The following is a 25,511-nucleotide window of genomic DNA, read 5'->3' as shown; positions in this document are numbered from 1 at the left end:
AGGAATCAGGCGCTGAAAGCACCATCAGCAATGCTGAGTAATTTCGGATCCCGCCGGCCGCGCCAGGGGCAGGCTGATGCGCACCTCAGCGCCGCCTAACACCTGGGAACGCCCGATCCGCATCCGGCCATGGTGGTTGGTCAGGGTGGTGCGCACCACGAACAACCCCAGGCCGCTCCCGCCAGGCTTGGTGCTGCGAAAGAGGGTGTCGCCCTCCGGATCAATGGCGAAGCCTGGGCCGGAATCGGCAATCAGCAGGTCGGCCATGGCGCCATCACGCTGCAGCCGCACGAGCAGATGACGCTGCTCTGGCACCTGTTGCGCCAGGGCCTCGATCGCATTGCGCAGCAGATTGCCCACAGCCATCTGCAGCTGGGCGGGATCGGCCATCACGATCCAGGCGCAGCGATCGGCGCCCTCCTGCGGCCACCCCTGCCGCTCCAACTGCACCGCCTGCTCCCGCAGCGACCGCTTGTGGAGGGTGAGGGCACCAGCGATGACCGCCGCCAGGTCGGTGGGCACCAGCTCGGTTTGCACGTTGCGCAAGAGCATGCGCATCCGCTCGATCACCCGACTCACCTGCTGGGATTCGGCCTGCAGATCTTGCACGAGCTGGCGGCTCTGCTCGGGGCTGAACACCCCTTGGCCCAGCTGTTGATCCGCCTGCTGACAACGCAAGCGAATCGTGCTGAGCGGCAGGTTGATTTCATGGGCGATGGCGGCAGCCGTGAGGCTGGTGCGCAACTTCTGCTGCAGGGCCGTGTCGCGATCGCGGATCGCCTGCATCAGGTCTTCGAAGCCGGCCTGGATCTGGCCCATCTCCTTGAATCGCGACAGGACCGGGGCCGGTTCCAGCGCCTGAGCCTCGGGGTCAGACAGCCCTGAGCGCACCTGCTCCATGCGGGCGGTGAAGTGCGCCACCGGGGCATAGAACAAGCTATGCAGACGCCGGTTTTTCCAAAGAAACACCAGCAAGGCCAGCAGGCTGACTACCAAGCTGGGCCAGAGCACCAGCTGTCGCTGCCGCTCCAAATGATCCAGCGGGATCAGGCTCACGATGTGACCACCCAGGCCATTGTCGATGGCCACCATGGGTTGCCAATCGCGACCGCCATAACGGATGCGATACAAACCGCTCTGACGGGCGGCGGCCAGGCTCAAATCCACCGCCGGCACGCCCATGGTCGGATCACTGGAGAGCATCACAAAGCCGTCGTGACTCACCAGCAGCAACGGCTGCCCGGAACGCTGGCTGTAGCGGCGCAGCAAGGCCTGGAGATGCAGAAGATTCACGCGCCCCAACCAGGGCCCGGTGGCCACATACACACTGGCGATCTCATCCTCCAGGCCCCGGGTGATCGCGGAGCTGGGAGCGCGGTGCCGCTCGGGCTGCTCCAGATAAGGGCGAATCCGGCTGTTGGCAAAGGAAAAGCCGGGAAACACCCGACTGCCGGGGCGTGCGCGCCACACCCGACGCACCTGATGCTGCGCCCCTAGCTGATACACATCGGAGAACGCGGGAAGCACCACAGCAACACCCAGCGCCTGCTGGCCGGGATCGAGCGCCGAGAAGTACTCCAGCTGCTGCCGCGCTTCCCGCAAGTGCTCCTCAAGCAGGGAGCCGACCCGATTCACGTCCTGCTGATGGAGCTGCAGATAGCGGCGCTCAAGCTGCACCACGGTGAACCAGGCACCGGCGGCCAGGGCTGAGGTTGCCGCCAACAGAGCGATCAGCTCATGGCTGAGGTTGAAGCGCCAGAAGCTGACCTGACGAGTCATTGCGCCCGATCCGCCAGGGCGGAAAAGGCATGGAACTCAGCGCGCACGTCTCCGTTGGCATCGAAACGGACCGGCCCGAACCGGGTCTGATGCACGGGTTGCGCCAGCAGGTAACGCTTCACCTGGGCGGGGGTGGTCGCACCGCTGCGGAAGGCCTGATCGAGCAGTTCAATCGCCTGGCTGGTGCCGATCGTCATCGCATAGGGGGTGTAGCCGTAGCGCTGCTCAAAACGCTGAAAGTAGCGATCCACCACCGGATCCTCCCGCCGGGCCGGATAGGGACTGACCACGAGGGAGCGCGCACTGGCGGGACCGGCGTTTTCGACAATCGCCGGCGAACGGGCCCAGGGGGTGAGCAGGATGGGCGCGTTGGGGTGCAGCTGGCTAAACAACTGGCTGATGTTGCCGATGATCGGCAAGAACGCACCCGCGAGCAGATACAGCGCGTCCACATCCCCCTCCAGCATGGGGCGATGGAGCTGGGGATCGAAATCGGTCACCCGCAACTGGCGCCGGATGATCGTCCACCCCCCCAAACGGTTCAGCTCCGCCTCAAACTGCGCGAAGGCGGAATCGGTCCAGGCGCGATTGCCCGTGTCTTGCAGCACCAGCAGCCGCCGGCCAGGCAGACGATGCAGCTCCCGGGCGAGGGCACGCTGCTCCTGAGTCACATCCGGCACGATGCGGAAGAAACCATCGTCCTTGCCGCTGAGCTGGTCGCTCACCGCCGACACATTGATCGCCAGGGCATCGGTACCGGCGAACTGGGGCAGGCTCGGCACCGCGTGGCTGGAGGCCTGGGTGGTCACGAAGAAGCGCACACCCTGGCGCTTGAGGGCCGCGATGCTGGCGGCAGCGGTGGCGGGATCGGGGGTGTTGTAGTGATTCACGAGGCGAATCCGACTGCCGGGTCGCTGCTCCAGCCACAGATCGGCGCTGTTGCGATCGCTGGGGTCGATGGCCGCACCGGGCACCAGGGGCAGATCCACCCCCACCGCCACGGTGATCGGCCGCTGCCGGGACCACCACCAGCTGCCTGCCACCGCGGCACCCATGAGCAGGGCCAAGCCAAGCCAAAGCCAGCCACGCCGTGACACGAAGCCGGGGCGAGACCAGAGGCTCATGCGTTGCATCGGCGAGCTCTCTCAAGTTTGGCGCAGAGCCATCGCGCCAATCCATGCCTACTTAGTTGCCGCGAGTTCAACTGAACTCATGCCTTTTAAGTAATCACCAGGGGGTCATTTCATGGCTTGTGGGTAATGACTCAAGCGCCCAATTCTGGGTACATTGACCACATGCTTTGCGCACACCAACAATCCGCGCTGAAGCTGAGCCACACCCTGCTGCTGGTGGCTGGTGTGGCATGGCCGGCTTCCAGTCATGCCCAGATCAATCCGGGCACATTGAATCCTGGCTTGCAGCAGCAACAGGAATTGCAGCAACAACAGGAGCGGCAACTGCCCAATGTGCAGCGGGAGAAACCTGCGCCCCTGATTGACGAACAACCGGAAACGCTTCCGCAGCAAGAGAAGGATCCCGAGTTGTTGATCAACCGGGTGGAGGTGGAAGGCGCCCAGGTGATGGACGAGGAACGGATTGCGGCGGTGTTCGCTCCACTGCTCAATCAAGCGATCCGTTTTTCGCAACTGCAGGACGCTCTCAACCAGGCCAGCAACCTCTATCGCGATGCCGGCTACTTCACCAGCCGGGTGTTGATCCCCAAGGGCGGTTTGGTGGATGGCGTGCTGCGCGTGCAGGCTGTGGAGGGATACCTCGAGGAAGTGGAGGTGGTGGGCCGCGGCAGCGCCGGCCTCAAGCGCTGGACGGTGTTTTACCTCGATCCGCTGGTGAGCAGTCCGGAGGATCCCCGTCCGATCCGTTTTTCCCAGCTGGAACGCCAGATCCTGCTGATGCAGAGCTTTGGCGGTGTGCGCTTTCGCTCCAGCCTGGCCCAGGGAAAGAATTTCGGTGGCTCGAAACTGATCGTGGATCTGAATCCGAGCGCCGGCGGCGGTTCGATCAGCATCAACAACAACGTGCAGAGCCAACTGGGTGATTACCAGCTGGCGGCAGCGCTGCAGGCGAATGTGCTGGCGGCACCGCAACCGCTGCAACTGACGCTTTCTGGCAGCAATGCCTTCCCCTACCCCGGCGGCCTCGCCAGCGGCAACGTGGGTTTCACCACACCGATCGGCAACCGGGGCCTGCGTCTGGTGGGCACCGGCAGCCTCACCAGCACCGCCAGTGCCGCCACCCCGATCCCGCTCGGCGATGGCAGCAGCGTGAACCTCACCAGCGGCGGCCAGAGCTGGCTGGGCAACCTGGCCCTGCGGTATCCGATCGTGCTGAGCCGCACCGCCTCTCTAAGCGTGTCGCTGGCGGGTGAGGTGCAGAACGCCAGCAACAACACCTACATCGACAACGTGCTGGTGCTGCGCAATCCGAGCCGGTTGCGGATGGCACGGCTGGGCCTCGATGGCAGCCTGTCGACGCCCTTCTATGCCAGCAGCGCCAACCTGCGCATCAGCCAGGGGCTGCCCATCGCCAATGCGCTCGATTCGGTGACCCTGGCGGCCACCGAGGGCAGCCTGCCCTACGGCAGCGTTGATTACACCAGCGCGCGCCTCACCCTGCGCCATCAGCAGCGGATCAGCGACAGCAATGCCTTCATCACCCTCACGGGCATGGGGCAGCTGGCGAACAGCACCTTGCCGGGTGCGGAGGATTTCAGTTATGGCGGCCCGTTTCTGGGCCGTGCCTACCGGGGCAGCTACCTGATCGGCGATCAGGGCGCGGCCGGTGGGGTGGAACTGTCGCAGGCCTTCTACGGCCAGGGCTGGAGTCTGACGCCCTATCTGTTTGGTGATATCGGCGTGGCGAGCAACAACTTCGATCTGCCCACCCCCCCCAACTACACAGCGGCGAGTTATGGCATCGGCGTGCGCGGCAGCGTCGGCAGCAGCGGCAGTTTCGATCTGGGTTGGGGGATTCCCGCCGGCCCCTATCCGGGGTCGGTGGGACGCACCGGACCGGCCAACTCGATTGTGTATGTGCAGGCAGCACTGACGTTTTGACCACGCCAACCCCCCCCTCCGATGCCCCCCGCTGGGGGCCCCTGCAGACCTTTCTGCAGGGCTTTGCCTTCCCTGGACGATCCGAACCTTCATCCACTGATTCCGCCATGAGCGACACCGCGACCCAAGAACCCAGCACCGAGATCAGCAGCGGCGAGCAGCAACCGCCGGTGCTCACCCTCGATGGCACGGCCTATGCCTACAACGATCTGAGCGATCGCGCCCGCCTGCTCAGTGTGGATTTTGTGCGCACCAACCAGGAGTGGATGGCGCTGCAGCACCGCTACCGCCAGTTCGTGGCGATGGAAGCCACGGTGGTGAGCCAACTGAAGCAGGAAGTCGACAAATCGGAGATGCAACCGCTGTGGACCAGTGGTGAAAGCGAGAGCGAGAGCGACAAACCGCTGCTCACGATCGACGACAAGTCGTATGACGCCAGCCAGATCCCCGATGGCGTGCGGGTGTATGTGGAAGACCTGGTGCGCAACAACCAGGAACGCAGCCAGCTGGAATTTCGCCTGCGTCAACTCGATGCCGCCCGCAGCGCCTATCTGGGCGTGATTCGCGAGGAGCTGGAAAGCAGCGGTGCCCAACCGCTCGATCCGCAGCCCGAGGCCAACAACGCAGGAGGTGAGCAGAACTGATGGGGAAGCGCCGCCGTCGCCGCAATCGCTCCACGAGCAAGGCCCAACCGCAAGCCACACCGCGCCGCGCCCCAGGGCAGCGGGTGCGGGACCTGGCGAGCACCGCCACCGTCGCCGCTGCGGCGATGGTGATGTTCGGCGGCGGCCGGGCGGCGTTGGCCCTGCCCCAGGGCATGACCGTGCGCGGCGGCCAACTGACGATCCAGCGACCCGATGGAAAAACGGCGGTGATCCGCCAGGGCAGCAAGCGCGGCGCGGCGGATTTCAAACGCTTTGATATCGATGCCGGCGAGCAGGTCCGGATCGAGCAACCGGATGCCAAGAGCGTGTTCCTCGGTCGGGTGACCGGCGGCAAGCTCACGGAAATCCACGGCCGGCTCGATGCCAATGGCCGGGTGCTGCTGATCAACCCCGCCGGTGTGCTGATCGGCCCTGGCGGTGTCGTGAACACGGCCTCGTTCACCGCCAGCACCCTGCAGGTGGATCCCGACCAGTTCATGGCCGGTGGCGTGGTGGAACTGAAGGCGCTGCCGGGCGACGATCCGAATGCGGCGGTGATCAACCAGGGCACGATCAACGTGGCCGATGGCGGCTTTGCCGCCCTGGTGGCCCCCCATGTGGTGAACGATGGGGTGATCACGGCGCGTCTGGGCCAGGTGCAGATGGCCAGCGGCACCGCAGCGACGCTGGATGTGTCGGGTGATGGCCTGGTGGCGGTGGTGCTGGACCCGGCGGTGGCGGGCAGCATCACCAACCGGGGCACAGTGCAGGCGAGCCATGTGCGCCTGGGTGGCGGCGATGCCGCAGCACTCACGGCTGCCACGGTGAATCTGGGCGGTGTGATCGAAGCGCGCAGTGCCGCTGATGTGCTGGGCCTCGATCCGGCGGTGGCCAGTGATGCCGAGCAGCAGGCGAGCATCGAAGCGGTGAGCAGCGGTGTGATCACGGTGGATGGCCGTGTCGATGCCAGCGCCAGCGCCGCCGGGCTCAAGGGCGGCGAGGTGAAGCTGCTGGGCCGTGCGATCACCTTGAAGCCGACGGCTGCGGTGGAGGCGAGCGGCCCGGCCGGCGGCGGCGAGGTGCTGGTGGGCGGCAATGATCTGGGCCAGGGGCCCGAGCCCAACGCCCAGCAGGTGTCGATTGAAGCCGGCGCCGCAATCCGCGCCGATGCCACCCAGGCCGGCGATGGCGGCCGTGTGATCGTGTGGAGCGACGAACGCACCGACTTCCACGGCGAGATCAGCGCCAAGGGCGGCCCGGAGGGCGGCGATGGCGGCTTCGTGGAAACCAGCTCGAAGCAAACACTGGTGGTCACTGGAAAGGTGAGCACCGCCGCGGCGAAGGGCAAGGCCGGCCAGTGGCTGCTCGACCCCGAAGACGTGGAGATCGGCGACGAGGCTGCTGCACAAGAAGAGGAAGCTGCTGCACAAGAAGAGGAAGAGACCAGCGCCGAGACCGAGGAAACCGCCGCTGAGGTAGAGGCTGAGGCTGAGGCTGAATCAGAAGCCGACACCAACACCGAAAGCAAGAGCGAAAGCGAAAGCGAAAAAGAAGAGAAGGTCGAGAAAGGAGAGAAGGACGAGGACGAGGACGACGAAGAGGAAGAGACCACCTCCGCCGCAAGCAGCGAGAGCGACGAGAGCAGTGACAAGCCTGAGGCCGAAACCGCCTCCGACAGCACCAGCGACTCCAGTGGCTCCTTCATCAGCAAGGACTCGATCGAGACAGCCCGCGGCGAAGGCACCGAGGTAACGGTGGTGAGCTCCGGTGAGGTGAGCGGCGCCGAGAGCGAGGAAGCCAGCGCCGAGAAGGGCGGCCTCACGGTGATCAGCAACGCCGAAGATCCCGCCGCCGCTGTTGCAGCCGCCCAGGCCAGCGAAGACGCCGAGTCCAGCGAATCAAGCATCAGTGGCAGCTCGATCGAGACAGCCCGCGACGCAGGCACCGAAGTAACGGTGGTGAGCTCCGGTGAGGTGAGCGGCGCCGAGAGCGAGGAAGCCACCGCCGAGAAGGGCGGCCTCACGGTGATCAGCAACGCCGAAGATCCCACCGCCGCTGTGGCAGCCGCCCAGGCCAGCGAAGACGCCGAATCCAGCGAATCAAGCATCAGTGGCAGCTCGATCGAGACAGCCCGCGACGAAGCCACTGAGGTAACGGTGGTGAGCTCCGGTGAGGTGAGCGGCGCCAAGAGCGAGGAAGCCACCGCCGAGAGCGAGGCGAGCAGCGATCGCCAAGCCAGCCCCGAGGACCCCATCAGCACCCCGGAGCTCTACACGCTCTATCTCAACGGCGACGATCTCAACCTCAGCGCCCAGCAGGAGCAGCTGAGCGGCCGGAATGTGGTGATCGCCAGCTGCGAGGGCAGCTGCACGACAGACCGGGCCGGCAACATCTTCATTGATTCACTCTCGGGCCTGGCTTCGCTGCAGGTGCTGGCGCTGGCGGATGTGACGCTGGAGAAGGAGATCAGCGTGAGCGGCGGCCTCAGCTTTGCAGGGGCGCTCACCTTCTCGGGCACGGAGATCAGCATCCGTGCCAACGAACTGGTGCTGTCGGGGCCGGTGCAGGTAGCCGAACCCGTGAAAGCCGCCGGCGGCCCGGCGCTCACGATCAGCAGCGCCAGCTCAGATCGCGCCATCCAACTGGGCGGGGCTGGGCAGGCCAGCGTGAACCTCGATGCCCCCGCCGCGGAGCTGCAGCTGGGCAGCAGCACGCTGAACAAGCTCAACCAGGCCGGCCTGGCGGAGCTGAAGATCGGCGGCACCGATCACACCGGCGGCATCAACCTCGATGCCTCAGCCAGCCTGAAGGCCAGCAACGCCGTGAGCCTGGAAAGCCAGCAGGTGAACGTGGCCGGGGCGATCACGGCCAGCGATGGCAACCGCGGCGGGCAGGTGACGATCACCGGCGATCAGCTCACGGTGCAGGGCACAGCCCGCATCGATGCGTCTGGTGCGGCCGGCGGCGGCGAGATCCTGATTGGCGGCAGCTGGCAGAACGAAAACCCAGCGGTACGTCAGGCGGAAACCACCACGATCGAAGCCGGAGCCGTTGTCGATGCTTCAGCGACGGGCAACGGCAAGGGCGGCACGATCGTCGCCTGGAGCGACATCACCAATCCCACGGGCCACACCACGGTGGCCGGCACCCTGCTGGCCAAAGGCGGTGCGCAGGGCGGCGATGGCGGCCGCATTGAGACGTCGGGTTACGACCTCAAGGTGGATGGAATCAACGTCTCCACCGAAGCGCCACTGGGCAAAACGGGCCAATGGCTGCTGGATCCACGCGACATCACGATCAGCAGCAGCGGCGACACGGTGAGCGGCAATTACACCGCCGCGGCCGACAGCGCGTTCATTGATGTGGCGACTCTGCAAACCGCGCTCAACAGCACCAACGTCACGGTATTCACCGGCAGTACAGGGACCCAGGCCGGCACGATCAGCGTGAGCAGCGCCATCAGCTCCGGCTCCACCTACGACCTGGAGCTGAAGGCCGCCAGCGACATTGTCATCAACGCCGATATCACCCGCTCGGGCACGGGCGGCATCACCCTGCGCGCCGGCTCAGGCTCGGTGAGCGGCACTGGTGATCTGATCCTGGGCGGTGGCACCACGCTGTCGCTGGCCCACGGCACCACCCTGGCCAACGACATCCAGCTCACCAGCGGCGGCGCCACGATCGGGTTTGCTGGGCTGGCCGTGGAGTACCTGATTGTTGGGGGTGGTGGCAACGGGGAAGGGATCTACTCGGGTTATGCACAAGGTGGTGGCGGCGGTGACGTCAAAACAGGCTCATTGCAGCTGAGTGGATCCAGCAGCACCATCACGGTTGGCGCTGGTGGCACCACTGGCACCGGCACAACCGGCAAGGGCGGTGACTCCTCTGGCTTTGACATCACTGCAGCTGGAGGATTGGGCTCCATCAGTGCCAGTGGTGGCACCAGTGGATCTGGCTTCACGGGTGGAGCTGGGCTCTACGACGGCGGCGGTGGTGGTGGTGCAGCCGGCACCGGTACTGCAGGGACAAACGGTTCAGGGACCAGACGGGCTGGAGCTGGAGGCATCGGCATCTACTCAGACATCACTGGCTCACAAGTTGGCTACGGCGGTGGCGGTGCAGGCGGGTACCTCAGCAATTGGACCGTTGGAACAGGCGGCCAGTCCTACGGCGGTGGCGGTCCAGGCCAATCTGGCACCGCTAACACCGGTGGCGGCGCTGGTGGCGGCAAGGATGGCGGCTCCGGTGTTGTCATCGTGCGCTACCAGGGCGCACAAGCCGCCACGGGTGGAACAACCACGAGCGGCACGGGCACGGCGGCTGATTACACCATTCATCAATTCACAGCCGTTGGCAGCTCAACATTTGAAATCAACAACCTTGCTGCGACCCTCACCGGCAGCATCAGCGGCAGCGATCAGCTGACACTCGCTGCTGATCGCGGCACCCTGACCCTCTCAGGAGCGAACACCTACACCGGCACCACCAGCATTAGTGGCGGCAGCGTTAAAGCCACCAGCAGTGATGCACTCGGGAAGGGCTCCGCCGTGTCTCTGAGCAACACAGCTGGCGCCACGTTGGAACTGGCGAACACCTCTGCAGATCCGGTCGCCACTCCGCTCACCGTCAGCATTGGTGCGCTCTCAGGCGGTGGCATCAGCGGCGGCAATGTGGTGCTGGGTGCCAACACCACCCTGAGCACTGATGGTGCAGCGACCCCCTTCGCCGGCGTGATCTCCGGCAGTGGCACCCTCACCAAATCAGGCGCTGGCACACTCACACTCACCAGCTCCAACACCTACAGCGGCGGCACAAGCGTCAGCGCTGGCACCCTGCAACTGGGCAGTGGGGGAGCCTCTGGCTCTGCAGGCACCGGAACGATCGACATCGCGACAGGTGCAACTCTCGCCACCAATCGAAGCAACACTCTGATCCTGTCTCAGGCGATCAGTGGAGACGGCAGCGTCGAGCAGGCGGGTAGCGGGAGCCTCACACTCACTTCAAGTAATACCTATACCGGCGGAACGACCGTATCTGCTGGCACGCTGATCACCCGCAGCGACGCTGCCCTCGGCACCGGGATGGTTTCCCTCGGGGGCGGCGTGTCGCTCCTTATCGGCCACGGCGTAACGCTGGCCAATGCGATTGACATCACCGGCAACGCCACGATCGGCTTTGCGGACCTGGAAGTGGAGTACCTCGTGGTGGGCGGTGGTGGCGGCGGCGCTGGCCGGGATGTGGGCGGCGGCGGCGGCGCCGGTGGCCTGCTCACGGGGCTCACAACCCTGGGCAGCACAACGTCCGTCACGGTCGGTGACGGCGGCGCTGGCGGAACCGATGCGAACGGCAGTCGTCACGGCGAGCGTGGTGACGACTCATCCTTGGGAACCATCACGGCCTTCGGCGGTGGCGGCGCTGCCGGATATGGAACGGTGTTGGCAAACTCGCAACAGGATGGCGGCTCTGGTGGTGGTGGGGCTGGGTTGACCAACTATGAGGCAGGATCCGGCAAGGCGGGCCAAGGATTCGCGGGAGGTGGCGGCGCGGGTGGTAGCGACTATGGCGGCGGCGGTGGTGGCGGCGCGGGTGGGCCGGGTGCATCGTCCGCGGATGGAGGAGATGGCGGCGTCGGCGTGTATGTCGCGTGGGCGGACGCCGCTGAGCTAGGAGAATCGGGATACTTTGCCGGCGGCGGCGGTGGCGCCGGCCATCGAACCGCAGACCCGGGGCACTCCGGGGCGGGCGGATTAGGCGGCGGCGGCGACGTCCCGGGAACTGATGGTCAATCCACACCAGCCGGAAATGGCGGTGCCGGCCAAGCCAACACTGGCGGTGGTGGTGCCGCGAGCCGCAATGCAGGCACTTCCGGCGGCGCGGGTGGCTCGGGCATCGTGGCGGTTCGCTACGCAGGACCAGTCACTGCAACGGGCGGCACGGCCAAATCATTTACAGGAGATGGCACAAACGGCGTCAATGGTGTCGAATACCAAGTCCATGCATTCACATCGTCTGGCACCTTTACGGTTACCGACAACATGGTGGCTGCGATCACGGGGAGCATCAGCGGCAATGGAGACCTCACGCTTACCACCCAACGCGGCACCCTGACGCTCTCAGGAACAAACAACTACACCGGCGCCACCAGCATTACTGGCGGCACCGTCAAAGCCACCAGCAGCTCCGCACTCGGGAGCGGCTCAGCCGTCTCACTGAGCAACACAGCTGGCGCCAACCTGGAACTGGCGAACACAGACCTCGATCCAACTAACAACAATCTCACCGTCAGTATCGGCTCGCTCTCAGGCGGTGGGACCAGCGGCGGCAACGTCGTGCTCGGGGCTGACACCACGCTGCAGATCGGCTCGGCCGGCACGAGCACCAGCTATGCCGGCACGATCTCCGGCAGTGGTGCAATCACCAAAACAGGAGCTGGCACGCTCACGCTCACCGGCAACAACATCTACAGCGGCGGCACAAACGTGAGCGCTGGAACCCTGCAACTGGGCAGCGGCGGTTCATCGGGTTCGGCAGGCACCAGCGAGATTCAGATCGCCAGTGGCGCAACGCTTGCAGCGAATCGCAGCGACACCCTGATCCTGTCGCAGGCGATTAGTGGCGCAGGCACCTTGTCACAAATCGGTAGTGGCCGACTCTCAATCGCCGGCGACAACTACGACGATGGCAACAACACTGGCTTCACCGGCGCGGTGTCGATCAGCAGCGGCACGCTCGGTGTTTACAACAACCAGGCGCTCGGTACAGCTGCGGTGAGCATCGGCGCAGCACGGCTCGAATTTGGCCGCGCGGTTACATCGTTTGCCAACGACATCACTCTCACCGACGCGGCGACCATCGGCCTCGACACCACGGTTGAGTATTTGATTGTTGGCGGCGGCGGCGGTGGCCGCACACGCCACGGGGGCGGCGGCGGTGGTGGCGGCCTGCTTGAGGGGTCAATCGATCTAGCCGGCTGGTCTGGAGATGTGGTGGTTGGGTCTGGTGGAGCAGCAGGCCAAAAAGGCGGCGACTCCGGTGCTCTTGGTCTCACCGCCATTGGGGGCGGCAGCTCCAACTCCATCACTGGCGGCTCCGGTGCGGGTGGCAGCGGGCCTCAAGTAGGCGGAGCTGGCACCGACGACCAGGGTTTTGCGGGCGGCAGCGGTGTTGGCGGCGGTGCCGAATCCACCTATGGCGGCGGCGGCGGTGGCGGCGCCGCAGCAAAGGGTGGTGATGCCTCGGGCAATGGGGCCATTGGCGGCACCGGTGGCGACGGCGTATACGTCGACTGGGTGGCTGAACTTGGCCTGGGTGACAACGGCTACTTCGCCGGTGGTGGTGGTGGTGGCGTCGCATCGACGTCCAATAGCGCAGGCGCTGGCGGCCTCGGTGGTGGGGGTGCAGGCAGCAAGGGCACAGCGGCGGCCACGTCCGGCGATTCCAACACCGGCGGTGGTGGCGGTGGTGGTGGCTTTGCCGGAGACACCAACGCCACACCGGGCAGCGGTGGCTCCGGCATTGTGGTGCTGCGTTATCTGGGTGCAGCGGCGGCCACATCCGGCAGCACTGCAGACTCTGGGGCAGCACAAACGGGCAGTGGCCTCTCAGACGGCTACACCGTGCACACCTTCAAATCCGGCAGCCAGTCGTTCACTCTCGCTGCTTCCAGCGTCACACTGGGCGGCACCATCTCGGGCACTGGAACGCATTCGGTGCAGCTCGACACCAATGGTGGTGGGCTGATCCTCGCCGGCGCCAACACCTACAGCGGCGACACCACCATCACCAGTGGCCGCGTGGAAGTGAGCGGCAGCCTAGGCCAGGGCAACTACGCCGGCGCCATCAGCAATGCCGGCACCTTGGTGCTCAACAGCGCTAACAATCAGACCCTGGCTGGCAACATCACTGGTAAAGGTTCGCTGGAGCAGGCGGGCAGCGGTACCACCACGCTCACCGGCAGCGGCAATGCCTACACCGGCGCCACCACCATCAGCGATGGCACGCTCAGGATCGGTGATGGCACGGCCAACGGCAGCCTCGGAGGCAATGGCACGGTGGCCATTGGTGCCAACGGCCAGCTGATCTTCGACATCATCAGCAATTCAACATTTGTCTCCAGCAAAAACATCTCAGGCGCTGGCACGTTTGAAAAAACCGGGGCCGGCCAGCTGACGCTCACTGGCACCAACTCCTACAACCTCACCAAGATCAGCGAAGGCACGCTGCAGATCGGCGATGGCGGCACCACCGGCAGTGCCGGCACCGGCGAGATTCAGATCGCCAATGGCGCCGTGCTCGCCACCAACCGCTCCAACGGCTTCTCGATCACCGGCGCGATCACCGGGGCGGGCAAGGTTGTAAAAAACGGCAGCGATCTCCTCAATCTGGCTGGAGCGAACACGTTCAGCGGCGGCATGGATGTGACCGCCGGCACATTGGCGCTGAGCACAACCAATGCCGGCGGCTTCAGTGGCGGCCTGCGCATGGGCCTTGATGGCAACGCCAACACCGAGCTGGTGCTGGCCCCTGGTGTGGATCTGCAGAGCGATCTCACCCTCAACGGCACCGTGGCCATCACCCTGGGCCTGCCGGTCGACTACCTGGTGGTGGGCGGCGGCGGCGGGGGTGGCGGCGACAACGGCGGCGGCGGTGGCGGCGGCGGCTTCGTGGAAGGCACCGCCATCCTCACCAGCAGCTCGGCAGCTGTGGTGGTGGGGGGTGGTGGTTCAGGCGGCACCGTGAACCAACCCGGCGCCAAGGGCGGCGATTCCAAGTTCGGCAGCATCACCGCCGTTGGCGGCGGTGGCGGCGCCGGCGGCGATGCCAACAGCGGCCGTAATGCCACCACTGGCGGCTCCGGTGGCGGTGGCGACGGTGAAACCAACACCGTGAACCGCCTTGGCGCAGACGGCACCACAGGCCAGGGCAACCCTGGCGGCGACGGTTTCTCCGGCGGCGGTGGCGGCGGCGGCGGCGCCGGGGCCCAAGGTGAAAACGCCACAGGTCCAGGCCAGCCCGGCAGCGGCGGCGCCGGCCTGCCCAGCACGATCACCGGCACGGAAACCTTCTACGCCGGCGGTGGCGGCGGCGGCCCCGACAACACCACGGCGGTCACCACTGGCTATGGCCTGGGCGGTGTGGGCGGCGGTGGTGACGGCAAGCTGGGCACCGGTGAAGCAGGAGCCACCAACACCGGCGGTGGCGGCGGCGGCGGCGGCTACAACAGCAGCGGCACGGGCATCGGCGGCGCTGGCGGCTCCGGTGTGGTGGTGGTGCGCTATCTCGGCGACACCGACATCGCCAACGGCGGCACCGAAACCGCTCCCAACACCGGCTCCGCTGCGGGCTACCGCATCCACACCTTCAACAGCAGCGGAAGCTTCGACCTGAGCGGGGTCGACTTCACGGCCACCATCTCGGGGAATGTGACGGTGAATGCCGGCGCTGCGCTGAATGTGGAATCAGCCGGTGATCTCACGATCAGCGGCAACATCAGCAGCGCCGATGCCGCCAATGCCGGCACGGTGACACTCACCGGCACGCCGGTGGCCAGCCATGCACCCTTCCTCACCACCACCGCCACCACCGTGGCCACGGGCATGACCGTGCAGGAAGCGCTCGACAGCATCACCGGCGCAAAACTCGGTGGTGGCGCCGTCAACAGCGGGACTGCTCTGACAGGAACGATCACGCGTCGTTCATTCGACTCGTCAACAGGCAAGGGTTACTTTCAGGTTCAGGCACAGAACGGACTCAACAAAGTTGCTGTTGTGGAACTGAGCCAAAGCGGCTCAGACGTGCAGGCCAAAGTGATTCGCGCGGCCTACGGCTCGGGCGACCTGTTCGGAGAAGACTTCTCAACAGGGTTTACCAACTTCACCATTGCATCGAACAGCAGCACGAACGGCTACGGCGTGCTCAACCTCAGCTTCACCGGCAGCCTCACCCTGGCTGGCGACAACAGCGGCTTCAGTGGTGCGTTCAATCTCAACTCCGGCAACCTGCGCGCCGAAAGCGCCAATGCCCTCACCGCCGCGGCCGTCACCCTCAGCTCCAGCGCCAACACCCAACTGATCCTGGCCAACACGGCCGCCGATCCCAGCACCAACCCGCTCACGGTGGCCGTGGGCTCACTGGCCGGTGGCGGCGGCGCCAAGGGCAATGTGGGCCTCGGCGCTCACACCACCTTGAAGGTGGGCGATGCCTCAACCACCAGCTTCGACGGCACGATCACCGGTGCAGGCGGCCTGCGCAAAGACGGCAGCGGCACCCTCACCCTCACCCGCAGCAACGTCTACAGCGGCACCACCACCATCGCCAATGGTGCGCTGCAACTGGGCAACGGCGGCGCACTGGGCATGATCGCCCTCAGCAACATCACCAACGACGGAGAGCTGATCTTCAACCGCAGCGACGAGATCGTGCTCACCGGCTCGATCAGCGGCACCGGGGCCATCGAGCAGGCCGGCCCTGGCACGCTGCGGCTGACCGCGGCGAGCACCTACTCCGGCGGCACGACTGTTTCCGCCGGCACGCTCATAACTGGTGTCACCGGAGCGGCGGGTACTGGCGCAATCACTCTTGGCAGCGCCACCACGCTGTTGCTTGGCCACGGCACGACGCTGTCGAATGCAATTGACCTCGCGGGCGATGCCACGATCGGGTTTGCGCCGCTGGAGATTGATGTTCTCCTCGTTGGCGGTGGCGGCGGTGGCGGAGGTTCACCGCACGGTGGAGGCGGCGGTGCCGGCGGTCTGATCTACCAGAGTGGACTTCTCGTTTGGGATGCGGGAGCGGTCTCCGTTGGGGCGGGCGGCGCTGGCAAACAGGGGGCTCTTGTGAGTCCTTGGCCGTCGGCTGGTACGAATAAAGGCGACACGGGTGAAAACACCGTGGCTTTTGGGCTCACCGCGCTCGGTGGAGGCGGCGGCGGCGGCTATTCCGGGGGCAGCACGAGCGATACGGCCGGCCAAGCGGGGGGTTCTGGTGGCGGTGGTGGCCGGGACTCCAACAGCGGTACGGCTTTGCAGCCGACAAGCGCAAGCGGCGGTTTTGGCAATGACGGCGGTCCGCTTGGTTCCACCGGTGGGATCACCGCTGGTGGCGGCGGTGCCGGGCAAGCTGGACAGGAGGGCTTCGGCGGAGATGGTCTTGACTTCTCCACCCAATTCGGCACGACGTTTGGCGAGTCGGGCTGGTTTGCCGGCGGCGGTGGCGGCTCCTACTACGCCGCTACTCGCCCCGCGTCTACCGGCGGCCAGGGGGGCGGCGGTGACGCTGGCCTCAACAACAGCACTGGGCGGCCGGGCAACGGTTTGGCCAACACCGGCGGCGGCGGTGGCGGCGCCGAGCGCGACGGAACCGGCAAAGGTGGCGATGGCGGCTCAGGCGTTGTGCTTGTTCGCTACGCGACGTCTCAAGTGGCTACCGGCGGGAGTATTTCGAACTTCACCGATGCCCAGGGAACCAGCTACACCATCCATGCATTCACTGATCCCAATGCGGCCTATACATTCCAGCCCGATCTAGCAGCATCGCTCACCGGTGTCATCTCCGGTTCAGGCGATGTCACGTTCGACACCGACCTCGGCACGCTGACGGTCTCCGGTGCCAACACCTTCTCCGGTGCGACCACCATCACCGGCGGAACGGTGAAAGTCACCGACAGCGGCGCCCTCGGCAGCCAGGCCGCGGTGCGGATCGACAACACCGCTGGCGCCACGCTCACGCTGGATGGCACCGATCTCAGTATCGGCTCGTTGGCCGGTGGCGGCAGCGCCGGCGGCACGCTCAACCTTGGCAACAACACCCTCACCGTGGGTGGCAACAACAGCGACAGCGGTTTTGCCGGTGTGATCAGTGACGCCGGCACGGGCACCCGCGGCAGCGTGGTGAAAACCGGCACCGGCACGCTCACCCTCAGCGGCAACAGCACCTACGGCGGTACCACCCGCGTGGAAGGCGGCCTGATCAGTGTGTCGACCCTGGGCGATTCGGTGGGCGCCATCGGTGCATCCCAGTTGGTGTTTGACGGTGGTGGCCTGCGCTACACCGGTGCCACCGGCAGCATCAACCGCGCCATCAGCATCGAAGGCGGCAAAGAAGGCCGCATCGATGTCTTCAATCCCAACAGCACCCTCACCCTCACCGGTGCGATCACAGCCAGCGACGTCGCCGGCACCAAGCTGGTGAAACAGGGCGGCGGCACACTGATCCTCGATGCCGACAACTCCGCCACCCTCGCTGCCGACACCAACGTGGCCGCCGGCACACTCACCCTGCGCGCCTCCGCCGGCCTCGGCACCGGCGCCCTCAGCCTGGCGGGTAGTTCATCACTATTGCTTGGCCACGGCGTTGATATCGCCAACAACATCACCCTCAACGGCGACGCCACCATCGGCCTCACGATTCAGCCGATTGATGTGGAGTATTTGATTGTTGGTGGTGGTGGCGGTGGTGGTTCTAGTGCTGGTGTCGGGGCGAGTGGTGGCGGTGGCGGCGCAGGTGGATTCGTCTTGGGACAAACCACGATCAGTTCGATTGACGCAAACATAATCACCGTTGGTGCCGGTGGTGGTGGTGGTTCTGCTGGCGGGGATAATCCGGGGACATCAGGTTTATCCTCAAGCGCATTCGGGATCACCGCATACGGCGGTGGTGGCGGCGGTGGACGTACTTACAATTCGGCTACTGTTGGCGTTGGCAAGAACGGAGCAAGTGGCGGTGGCTCCGGCTCACAGGGCCAGACTCCTGGTGACGCTGTACATGGCGACCAAGGAAATACAGGTGGTTCGACGAATAATTCCGACGGCAACTCCACGTATGACAATGCTAGTGGAGGGGGTGGTGGCGCCGGCGGAGTTGGTGGCGATGGTGTTGACGATTCTGCCGGTGGTGCAGGCGGCGTAGGTAAATATGTTGCATGGGCGGACGCAGCTGACCTTGGTGAATCAGGATGGTTTGCCGGTGGCGGCGGTGGCGGCATCTCTGATGGACGTGGCACTAGAACTGCTGCAGCCGGGGGCCAAGGTGGAGGCGGAGATGGTGGCGTAGGTACTGACGCAAACAACAACACAGCAGTTGCTACCGCTGGCACGTCTGCAACAGGCGGCGGGGGTGGCGGCGCTGGTGGAACAGGCCACGCGGGAGGAGCCGGCGGCTCAGGCATCGTTGTGATCCGCTACCGCGGTGAAACATTCGCCACCGGCGGCTCCATCAGCACGATCACAGAGAACAACGAAACCTATACAATTCACGCTTTTACATCTGTTGGCAGCAACAACTCATTCGCCCTCGATTACTCCAACCTCGCCGCCAAGATCAGCGGCAACATCACCGGCGCCGGCAAGCTGACCACCGCCGCCGGCGATGGCACCCTCACCCTCGCCGGCGACAACAGCTACGGCAGCACCGCCATTGCTGGCGGCACCCTGAAGATCACGGGTGGTAGTAGCGCCAACCCGCTCGGCAGTGGTGCCATCAGCAACCAGGGCCAACTGGTGATTGATCGCAGCGACAATCTCACCATTGGTGCAGCAATCAGCGGCAGCGGCACCCTGGTGCAGGCTGGCAGCGGCACCACCACTCTCACCGCCACCAACACCTACAGCGGCCAGACCCGCATTGATGACGGTGTGCTCCAGGTCGGCGCTGGCGGCACCAGTGGCAGCCTCGGCAGTGGCCGCCTGGTGAACAACGCCACCCTGGCGGTGAACCGCTCCGACGATCTCACCTTTGCCCAGGTGCTCGATGGCACCGGCAATTTGCTCAAGCAGGGCGCCGGCACGCTCACCCTCACGGGCAACAACGTCTACTCCGGCACCACCCAGGTGGCCCAAGGCGTGCTGCAGCTCGGCAATGGCGGCGCCAGTGGCACGGCAGGCAGCGGCGCGATCATCCTCGATAGCGATGTGAACACCGCCAACAGCGGTGGCGGCAGCCTGGTAGTGAACCGCAGTGGTTCCATCACCCTCAGCCAGGTGATCAGCGGCGAAGGCTCACTCACCAAGCAAGGCAGCGGCACCCTCAGCCTGGTGGCCAACAACACCTACAGCGGCGGCACCACGGTGCAAGCGGGCACGTTGGCGCTGTCGTCCGATGGCACCAACACCACGCCCGTCGGTGCTGGCGACCTCACCCTGGAGGATGGCTCCAGCCTGCTGCTCTCCAGCGGCACCTCCATCGGCAACGCCATCACCCTCAATGGCCTGGCCACCATCGCCATGGGCATCCAGGTCGACTACCTGGTGGTGGGTGGCGGCGGCGGCGGCGGCGCCTGGGTGGGCGGCGGCGGCGGCGGCGGCGGCGTGCTCACCGGCACCCAGGTGATCGCCGGCGGCAGCTATGGCGTGGTGGTGGGCAACAAGGGCTTTGGCGCCAACAACTACAACAAGATGAATGCCGCCACGATCCGCGCCACCTCTGGCGGATCGTCGTCGATCTTTGGCATCACGGCCCTGGGGGGCGGCCACGGCGGCTCCTGGACTGCTCAGCGGGCGGCCACGGGCGCCAGCGGCGGCGGCCAGGGTTACAGCTACGCAGCGATCCCAGGCACCGAGGGTCAGGGCTTTGCCGGCGGCACCGGCCGCGGCAACCGCAGCAACGGCTATCCCACCGGCGGTGGCGGCGGCGCCGGAGGCCCCGGTGGTAACTGGAGCTCCAGCAAGGCTGGAGATGGTGGCGTTGGCCTCTACGTGGATTGGGCTGGTGCGGCGGGCCTCGGCGACGACGGCTACTTCGGCGGCGGCGGCGGCGGCGGCGTGCATGGCTACGGCTCTAGTCCCAACGCGGCAGCGGGCTCCGGTGGTAAGGGTGGCGGTGCCACCGGGGCAGTTGCGACAACCAGCCGGCCAACCGCAGCGCAGGCCAACACCGGCGGCGGCGGCGGCGGCAGCGGTAACGCCGGCGGCAGCGATTCCCGGGGTGGCGATGGCGCCACCGGCATCGTTGTCGTGCGCTACGCCGGTGCCACACCAGCAGCGTCGGGTGGCACCACCGTGCGCACGGTGAACATCGGCGGCATCGATTACACCTTCCACGAGTTCAAAACCACCGGCAGCGCCAGCTTCAGCGTGGATGCGATGAGCGCCGCGCTCACCGGCACCATCTCCGGCAGCGGTTCGCTCGACATCAACGCCGCCGGTGGTGAACTCACCCTCGGCAACAGCGCCAACACCTACACCGGCTCCACCCGCGTGTCGGCCGGCACACTCAGTGTGTCGAACCTCGCCGATGGCGGCGCCAACAGCTCGATCGGCGCCTCCAGCAACGCCGCCGCCAACCTGCAACTGGCCGGTGGTGCCCTCAAATACACCGGCACCAGCGCCAGCAGCGATCGCAACATCACCATCGCCGGCAGTGGCGCCACCACCATTGACGTGGTGAACCAAGGCACCACGCTCAGCCTCAGCGGCACCTCCAGCGCCGGCAGCGGCGGCATCCGCAAGGCCGGTGCCGGCACGCTCACCCTCAGCGGCAACCACGGCTACAGCGGCAGCACCCTCGTGGCCGGCGGCACGCTCAACGTGGAAGGCACCATCGATGGCACCGACTTGGTGAATGTGTATGGCAACAGCACGCTCAACATCGCCACAGGCGGCAGCCTCACCACCGGTAGCGGCGGCACCTTCGCGATTGGCTCGGGCAAGGGCTCACACGGTACGGTCAATGTCTCCGGTGATCTCAATATTGGTGGTGGCAAGGGTGCGGTTTACATCGGCGGCAAACTGCACAACACCGGCACGGCTGGCACCGGCACGTTGAACATCAACGATGGCGGTGTGGTGAGCATCAGTGGCGGTGGTCAATCCAGCATTTCTGGTGCACAGGCCTGGCGCGCTTGGCTCAACCCGTGGGGTAAGGGAGGTGCATCGGGTGACCCAGGTGCGACGATTAACGTGAACTCGGGCGGTACGCTTGAAACCGCGCGAGTGTTGAGCGAGGGCTATAACGGTCTTGCCGAGATCAATTTTGATGGGGGGACCCTTAAGGCGCTGCGCTCCGGCACGCTAATCCACCAGGACAATGACGCCAATTTGTCCGTCAACATCAAAGATACGACCAATGGTGGCGGCCTGATTGTTGATACCAATGGGTTCAATGTCCTGATCGCCAAGCCCATGGACGGCAGCGGCGGCCTCACCCTCGATGGCACCGGCGGCGGCACCCTGCGCCTGAACAAAGCCAACACCTACACCGGTGGCACCACCGTGGACAACGGCACGCTGCTGCTGCAATACGCCAGTGGCGGCACGGGCACGATCCGCGGCGACCTCACCGTGAATGCCGATGGCGTGGTGGATTACAGCACCCACCACACATTTGGCTGGCGCCCGAATTCAACGGGTGGAACCATCGAGTCGGTTACCTCATTAACGATTAACGGCGGCCGTGTCGGTGGCAACAACTTTGCCAACCACTTCTGGGGCAAAACCACTGCCGATGGCACCCCCAGTGGTTTCCAGCTCACGATGGATGGCGGTGAACTGATTCTGGGCGGCACCTACAACGAGTTTTACAACCCCACGTTTAATCTTTCGGGCAATGCGGTGATCCGCCGCGCCACAGGCAACACGTCCGCCAATCTGCACCTGCGCGATGGTGGCGACCTCACCATTAACGCCGCTGATGGGACAAATGCGCTGATTTCAGCACCGATCCGTCAGCGCAATGGCACGGCTGACTTTAGTTTCAATGGCCCAGGCACGGTGACCTTGTCTGGGGTAAACAACTGGACCGGCACCTCAACCATCGACGGTGGTCGGGTGATCGTGACCAACGACGAAGCCTTGGGCAGCCAGTATTCAGCCAAGACAGTCAATATCTTTGGTGGCGGTGTGCTCGAGGCGGCCTTTACTGGCCGGCCCAACGATCACATGCGGATCGTGAACCTGAACCTCGGTAAGGATGGGGAGCTGGGCGGCACCCTGGCCGGCACCGGCACCGGTCACCCCAATTACGGCGAGTTCTACCTGCACGGCAATGTCACGGTTGCGGGCACTTCCGCCTCCGAGATCTCCGCCGATCTGCGCATCGGTGGCGGCGCCACCCGCACCTTCACCGTCGCCGATGTGACCGGCGACAGCGCCGACGATCTGATCATCAGCGGCAAGCTCGGCCACTACAACGGCATCAGCTGGGGCTACCTCACCAAAGCCGGCGCCGGCACCCTGGCGATCACGGGAGCCAACCAGATCGGTGGCGCCACCGTGAACGAAGGAATGCTGCGCCTGATCGGCGCTGATGCCAACAACGCCTTCTGGAGCCGTGGCATCCGCCTCAACAAGGACGCTGGCTTGGAGCTGAATCTCAGCTCCGGCTCCACCACCGGCAGCTATCGCATCACCGGCGCTGGATCAGGCGGAGTCACCAAAACCGGCGCTGGTCGCATCATCCTCACCAATAACCACGCCTACACCGGCGCCACCACCATCAGCCAGGGAACCCTGCAGCTGGGCAATGGCGGTAGCCGCGGCGCCCTCGGCAACACCACGGTGACCATCGACAACGGCGCCACCTTGGCCTACTTCCGTAACAACGGCATGACCTTGGCCAATACCGTGTCGAGTTCCGGCACAGGCACAGGGCCTGCAGGCGGCACGATCGAATTCCTGGGCACGGGCAACCAAAACCAGAGTGACTATCGGATTGGTGGCAACAGCACTGGCTTTACCGGCAATGTGATCATTCGCAGCGGTGCGCGGTTGGGCATTGATAGCACCGACGCCATTGGTCAGGGCACCGTGACTGTTGATGCCGGCGGTGGCGTGTTTGTTCGCATTGGTGAGACTGGTGGTGTGGCCAATACGATTAGCAACGACTTCATCATCGCCGGTGACGGTTGGCTACAAAGCGCCGGTCGCTTGGGTGCTTTGCGCTTAATCAGCGGCAACATCACGGGCGGCGTCACCTTGGCCGGTGATGCGCGTATTACCGCCTGGACTGGTCAGGGTGGCATCATCACGGGCATTATCTCCGATGGCGGCAATGGCTACGGACTAGAAAAAACCGGTTCAGGTGGCATCACCTTAAACGGCTTAAATACCTACAGCGGCGCCACCAAACTCTCTGGCGGCACGCTTTATGTCGGCACACTTGCCGACGGTGGTGTAGCAAGCTCTATTGGTCAGTCTTCCAATGATGCCGCGAACCTGGTGTTTGCTGGCGGTACGCTGGCCTATAGCGGTGGCAGTGTTACCACTGATCGCAACTTCCAGTTTGCCAATGGCAGCAACAACACCATCGCCGTCACCAACGCGGCCACCACCCTCACCCTCTCAGGCACGTCTCCCAGCTCCACCGGCAGCCTGATCAAGCGTGGCGCCGGCACGCTCGAGCTCACCGGCGCTCACAACTACACCGGCCTCACCAACGTGGCCCAGGGCACGCTGCTGCTCAGCGGCAACTCCACCCTCACCAGCACACCCACCAGCGGCGTCTACGACGGCCGCATCCTGATCGGCACCGGCGCCACCCTCAAGCTCAACACCTCCACCAATCAGACCTTCGCCGGTGTGATCAGCGGTGGCGGCCAGCTGATCAAGGACGGCACGAGCGAACTCACCCTCAACGCCACCAACACCTACACCGGTGGCACCACGGTGGATGGCGGCACCCTCTGGCTGGGCAAGGGCGGCAGCAGCGGCACGATTCGCGGCAGCGTCACCGTGAACAGCGGCGCCACGCTCGACTACCGCGACGCCAACACCTTCGGCTGGGTGCGCGGCGCCTCGGTGAACAAGCTCACCATCAACGGTGGCACCGTGGGCGGCGCCGACTTCGGCAACCACTTCTGGAACAACTTCCAGCTCACCATGAACGGCGGTGAGCTGAAACTCGGCGGAACCGTCAATGAGTTCTATTACCCCACGATCAACGTCAGCGACGACGCGCTGATCAGCCAGGTGAGCAGCGCCGCCATGTTCGGCCTGCGCGATGGCAGCCGCATCACCACTGATGTGGCTGCCGGCAAAACGCTCACCATCGATGCTCCGCTCACCCAGCGCTATGGCAGCAGCAGCCTGCGGGTCAGGGGCGCGGGCACCACTGAACTGACCAACACCAATAACAAGTTCGACGGCATCACCCAGATTTGGGACACCTCGACGCTGCTGCTATCAGGCACTGGTCGCCTCGCTGGCACCACGAGCAACATCTATCGCGGCCGTATTCATATCGCGAGCGGCGGCAAACTCGACGTGGACTCCACAGCCACCCAGCAGTGGGATGGCGTGATCACCGGCACGGGTGCCTTGAACATCAAGGCAGGCATCGTTGATCTAGGTGGCAAGAGCACCTATAGCGGCCAGACCACGATTAGTGATGGCGCACGGCTACAAATTGCCCGCGGCGGCAGCAACGCCGAGATTCGTGGCAACATCCAAATCGATAGTGGTGGCACGCTGCGTTACTTCCGTGGCGACACAAATGCCGCCATCAAGCTGCACAACACCATCAGCGGTAGCGGCACCCTGCAATTTGCCGGCCAACCGACACGCAACAGCAGCTCGTATCTGGCATACAAAGCAAGCGCGTTTTCTGGGAACACTGAGGTGTTGTCCGGCGCACGCCTATGGCTGTCTCACCACGAGGGTGTGGGCACCAACGGCATCATCAAGGTGATGGATGGCGCCACGCTCTCGATTGCCGTGGGCGATGGCAACAACGTCGTCAATGACGTTGAAGTTCAAGGCACAGGTTGGTTAGAGAACGTGGGCCGTATTGGCGCCTTGCGCATGGCCAGTGGTGACCTCACCGGCACCATCACCATGACTGGCGACACCCGCTTTGGTGCCTGGCGCGGTGAGCGCGGTGTGATCAATTCGGTGATTGATGACGGCGGCAACGGCTACGACTTCCAGAAATGGGGTAACGGCCGCCTCACCCTCACCGGCGCCAACACCTACAGCGGCGACACGATCGTGTCGGGCGGCCAGTTGATGCTGGCCAACCCCAACGGCCCCGCCCTTTACAACGATCCCACCAACACCGATCCCGCCAACCTCGGCCGCATGGCCAA

General features: G+C 65.1%; 5 protein-coding genes (1 of these 5 only partly in view). 3 read left to right on the top strand and 2 right to left on the bottom strand.

Features of this window, described 5'->3' with window-relative positions; all coding sequences use genetic code 11:
- Positions 1-24 precede the first annotated feature (24 nt).
- Complete coding sequence (locus tag SynRS9909_RS04350; protein ID WP_007100274.1) at positions 25-1,779, bottom strand: sensor histidine kinase; 1,755 nt, start codon at positions 1,777-1,779, stop codon at positions 25-27.
- The gene (locus SynRS9909_RS04345) at positions 1,776-2,903 is read right to left on the bottom strand and encodes an ABC transporter substrate-binding protein (RefSeq protein WP_162858287.1); all 1,128 of its coding nucleotides are present in this window, start codon (positions 2,901-2,903) and stop codon (positions 1,776-1,778) included. Before SynRS9909_RS04345 ends, SynRS9909_RS04350 begins: the two co-directional genes overlap by 4 nt.
- Before the next feature lie 171 nt (positions 2,904-3,074).
- Here SynRS9909_RS04345 and SynRS9909_RS04340 point away from each other — a divergent pair, with 171 nt between their 5' ends.
- The 3 genes in view from SynRS9909_RS04340 to SynRS9909_RS04330 are tightly spaced (each overlapping or abutting the next) and all read left to right on the top strand, a layout consistent with a single transcriptional unit that may run on beyond the window.
- Complete coding sequence (locus tag SynRS9909_RS04340) at positions 3,075-4,853, top strand: ShlB/FhaC/HecB family hemolysin secretion/activation protein (RefSeq protein WP_007100276.1); 1,779 nt, start codon at positions 3,075-3,077, stop codon at positions 4,851-4,853.
- On the top strand, positions 4,850-5,497 hold the full coding sequence (locus tag SynRS9909_RS04335; RefSeq protein WP_162858288.1) for a hypothetical protein: 648 nt from the start codon (positions 4,850-4,852) through the stop codon (positions 5,495-5,497). Before SynRS9909_RS04340 ends, SynRS9909_RS04335 begins: the two co-directional genes overlap by 4 nt.
- Positions 5,497-25,511, top strand: partial view of an autotransporter-associated beta strand repeat-containing protein gene (locus SynRS9909_RS04330; protein ID WP_186593791.1) — the beginning only. The gene runs 41,290 nt beyond the window's last position; the window shows 20,015 of its 61,305 coding nt (coding positions 1-20,015); its start codon is at positions 5,497-5,499; its stop codon lies beyond the right edge, outside the window. Before SynRS9909_RS04335 ends, SynRS9909_RS04330 begins: the two co-directional genes overlap by 1 nt.

The sequence above is a fragment of the Synechococcus sp. RS9909 genome (genome assembly GCF_014279595.1).
GTDB lineage: Bacteria > Cyanobacteriota > Cyanobacteriia > PCC-6307 > Cyanobiaceae > Synechococcus_C.
This window is presented reverse-complemented; position numbering and strand designations above follow the sequence as displayed.

What these genes read in the sequence shown, in the direction of transcription:
- SynRS9909_RS04350 (WP_007100274.1), bottom strand. Translation starts at nt 1,779, where the DNA reads ATGACTCGTCAGGTCAGCTTCTGGCGCTTCAACCTCAGCCATGAGCTG.
- SynRS9909_RS04345 (WP_162858287.1), bottom strand. Translation starts at nt 2,903, where the DNA reads ATGAGCCTCTGGTCTCGCCCCGGCTTCGTGTCACGGCGTGGCTGGCTT.
- SynRS9909_RS04340 (WP_007100276.1), top strand. Translation starts at nt 3,075, where the DNA reads ATGCTTTGCGCACACCAACAATCCGCGCTGAAGCTGAGCCACACCCTG.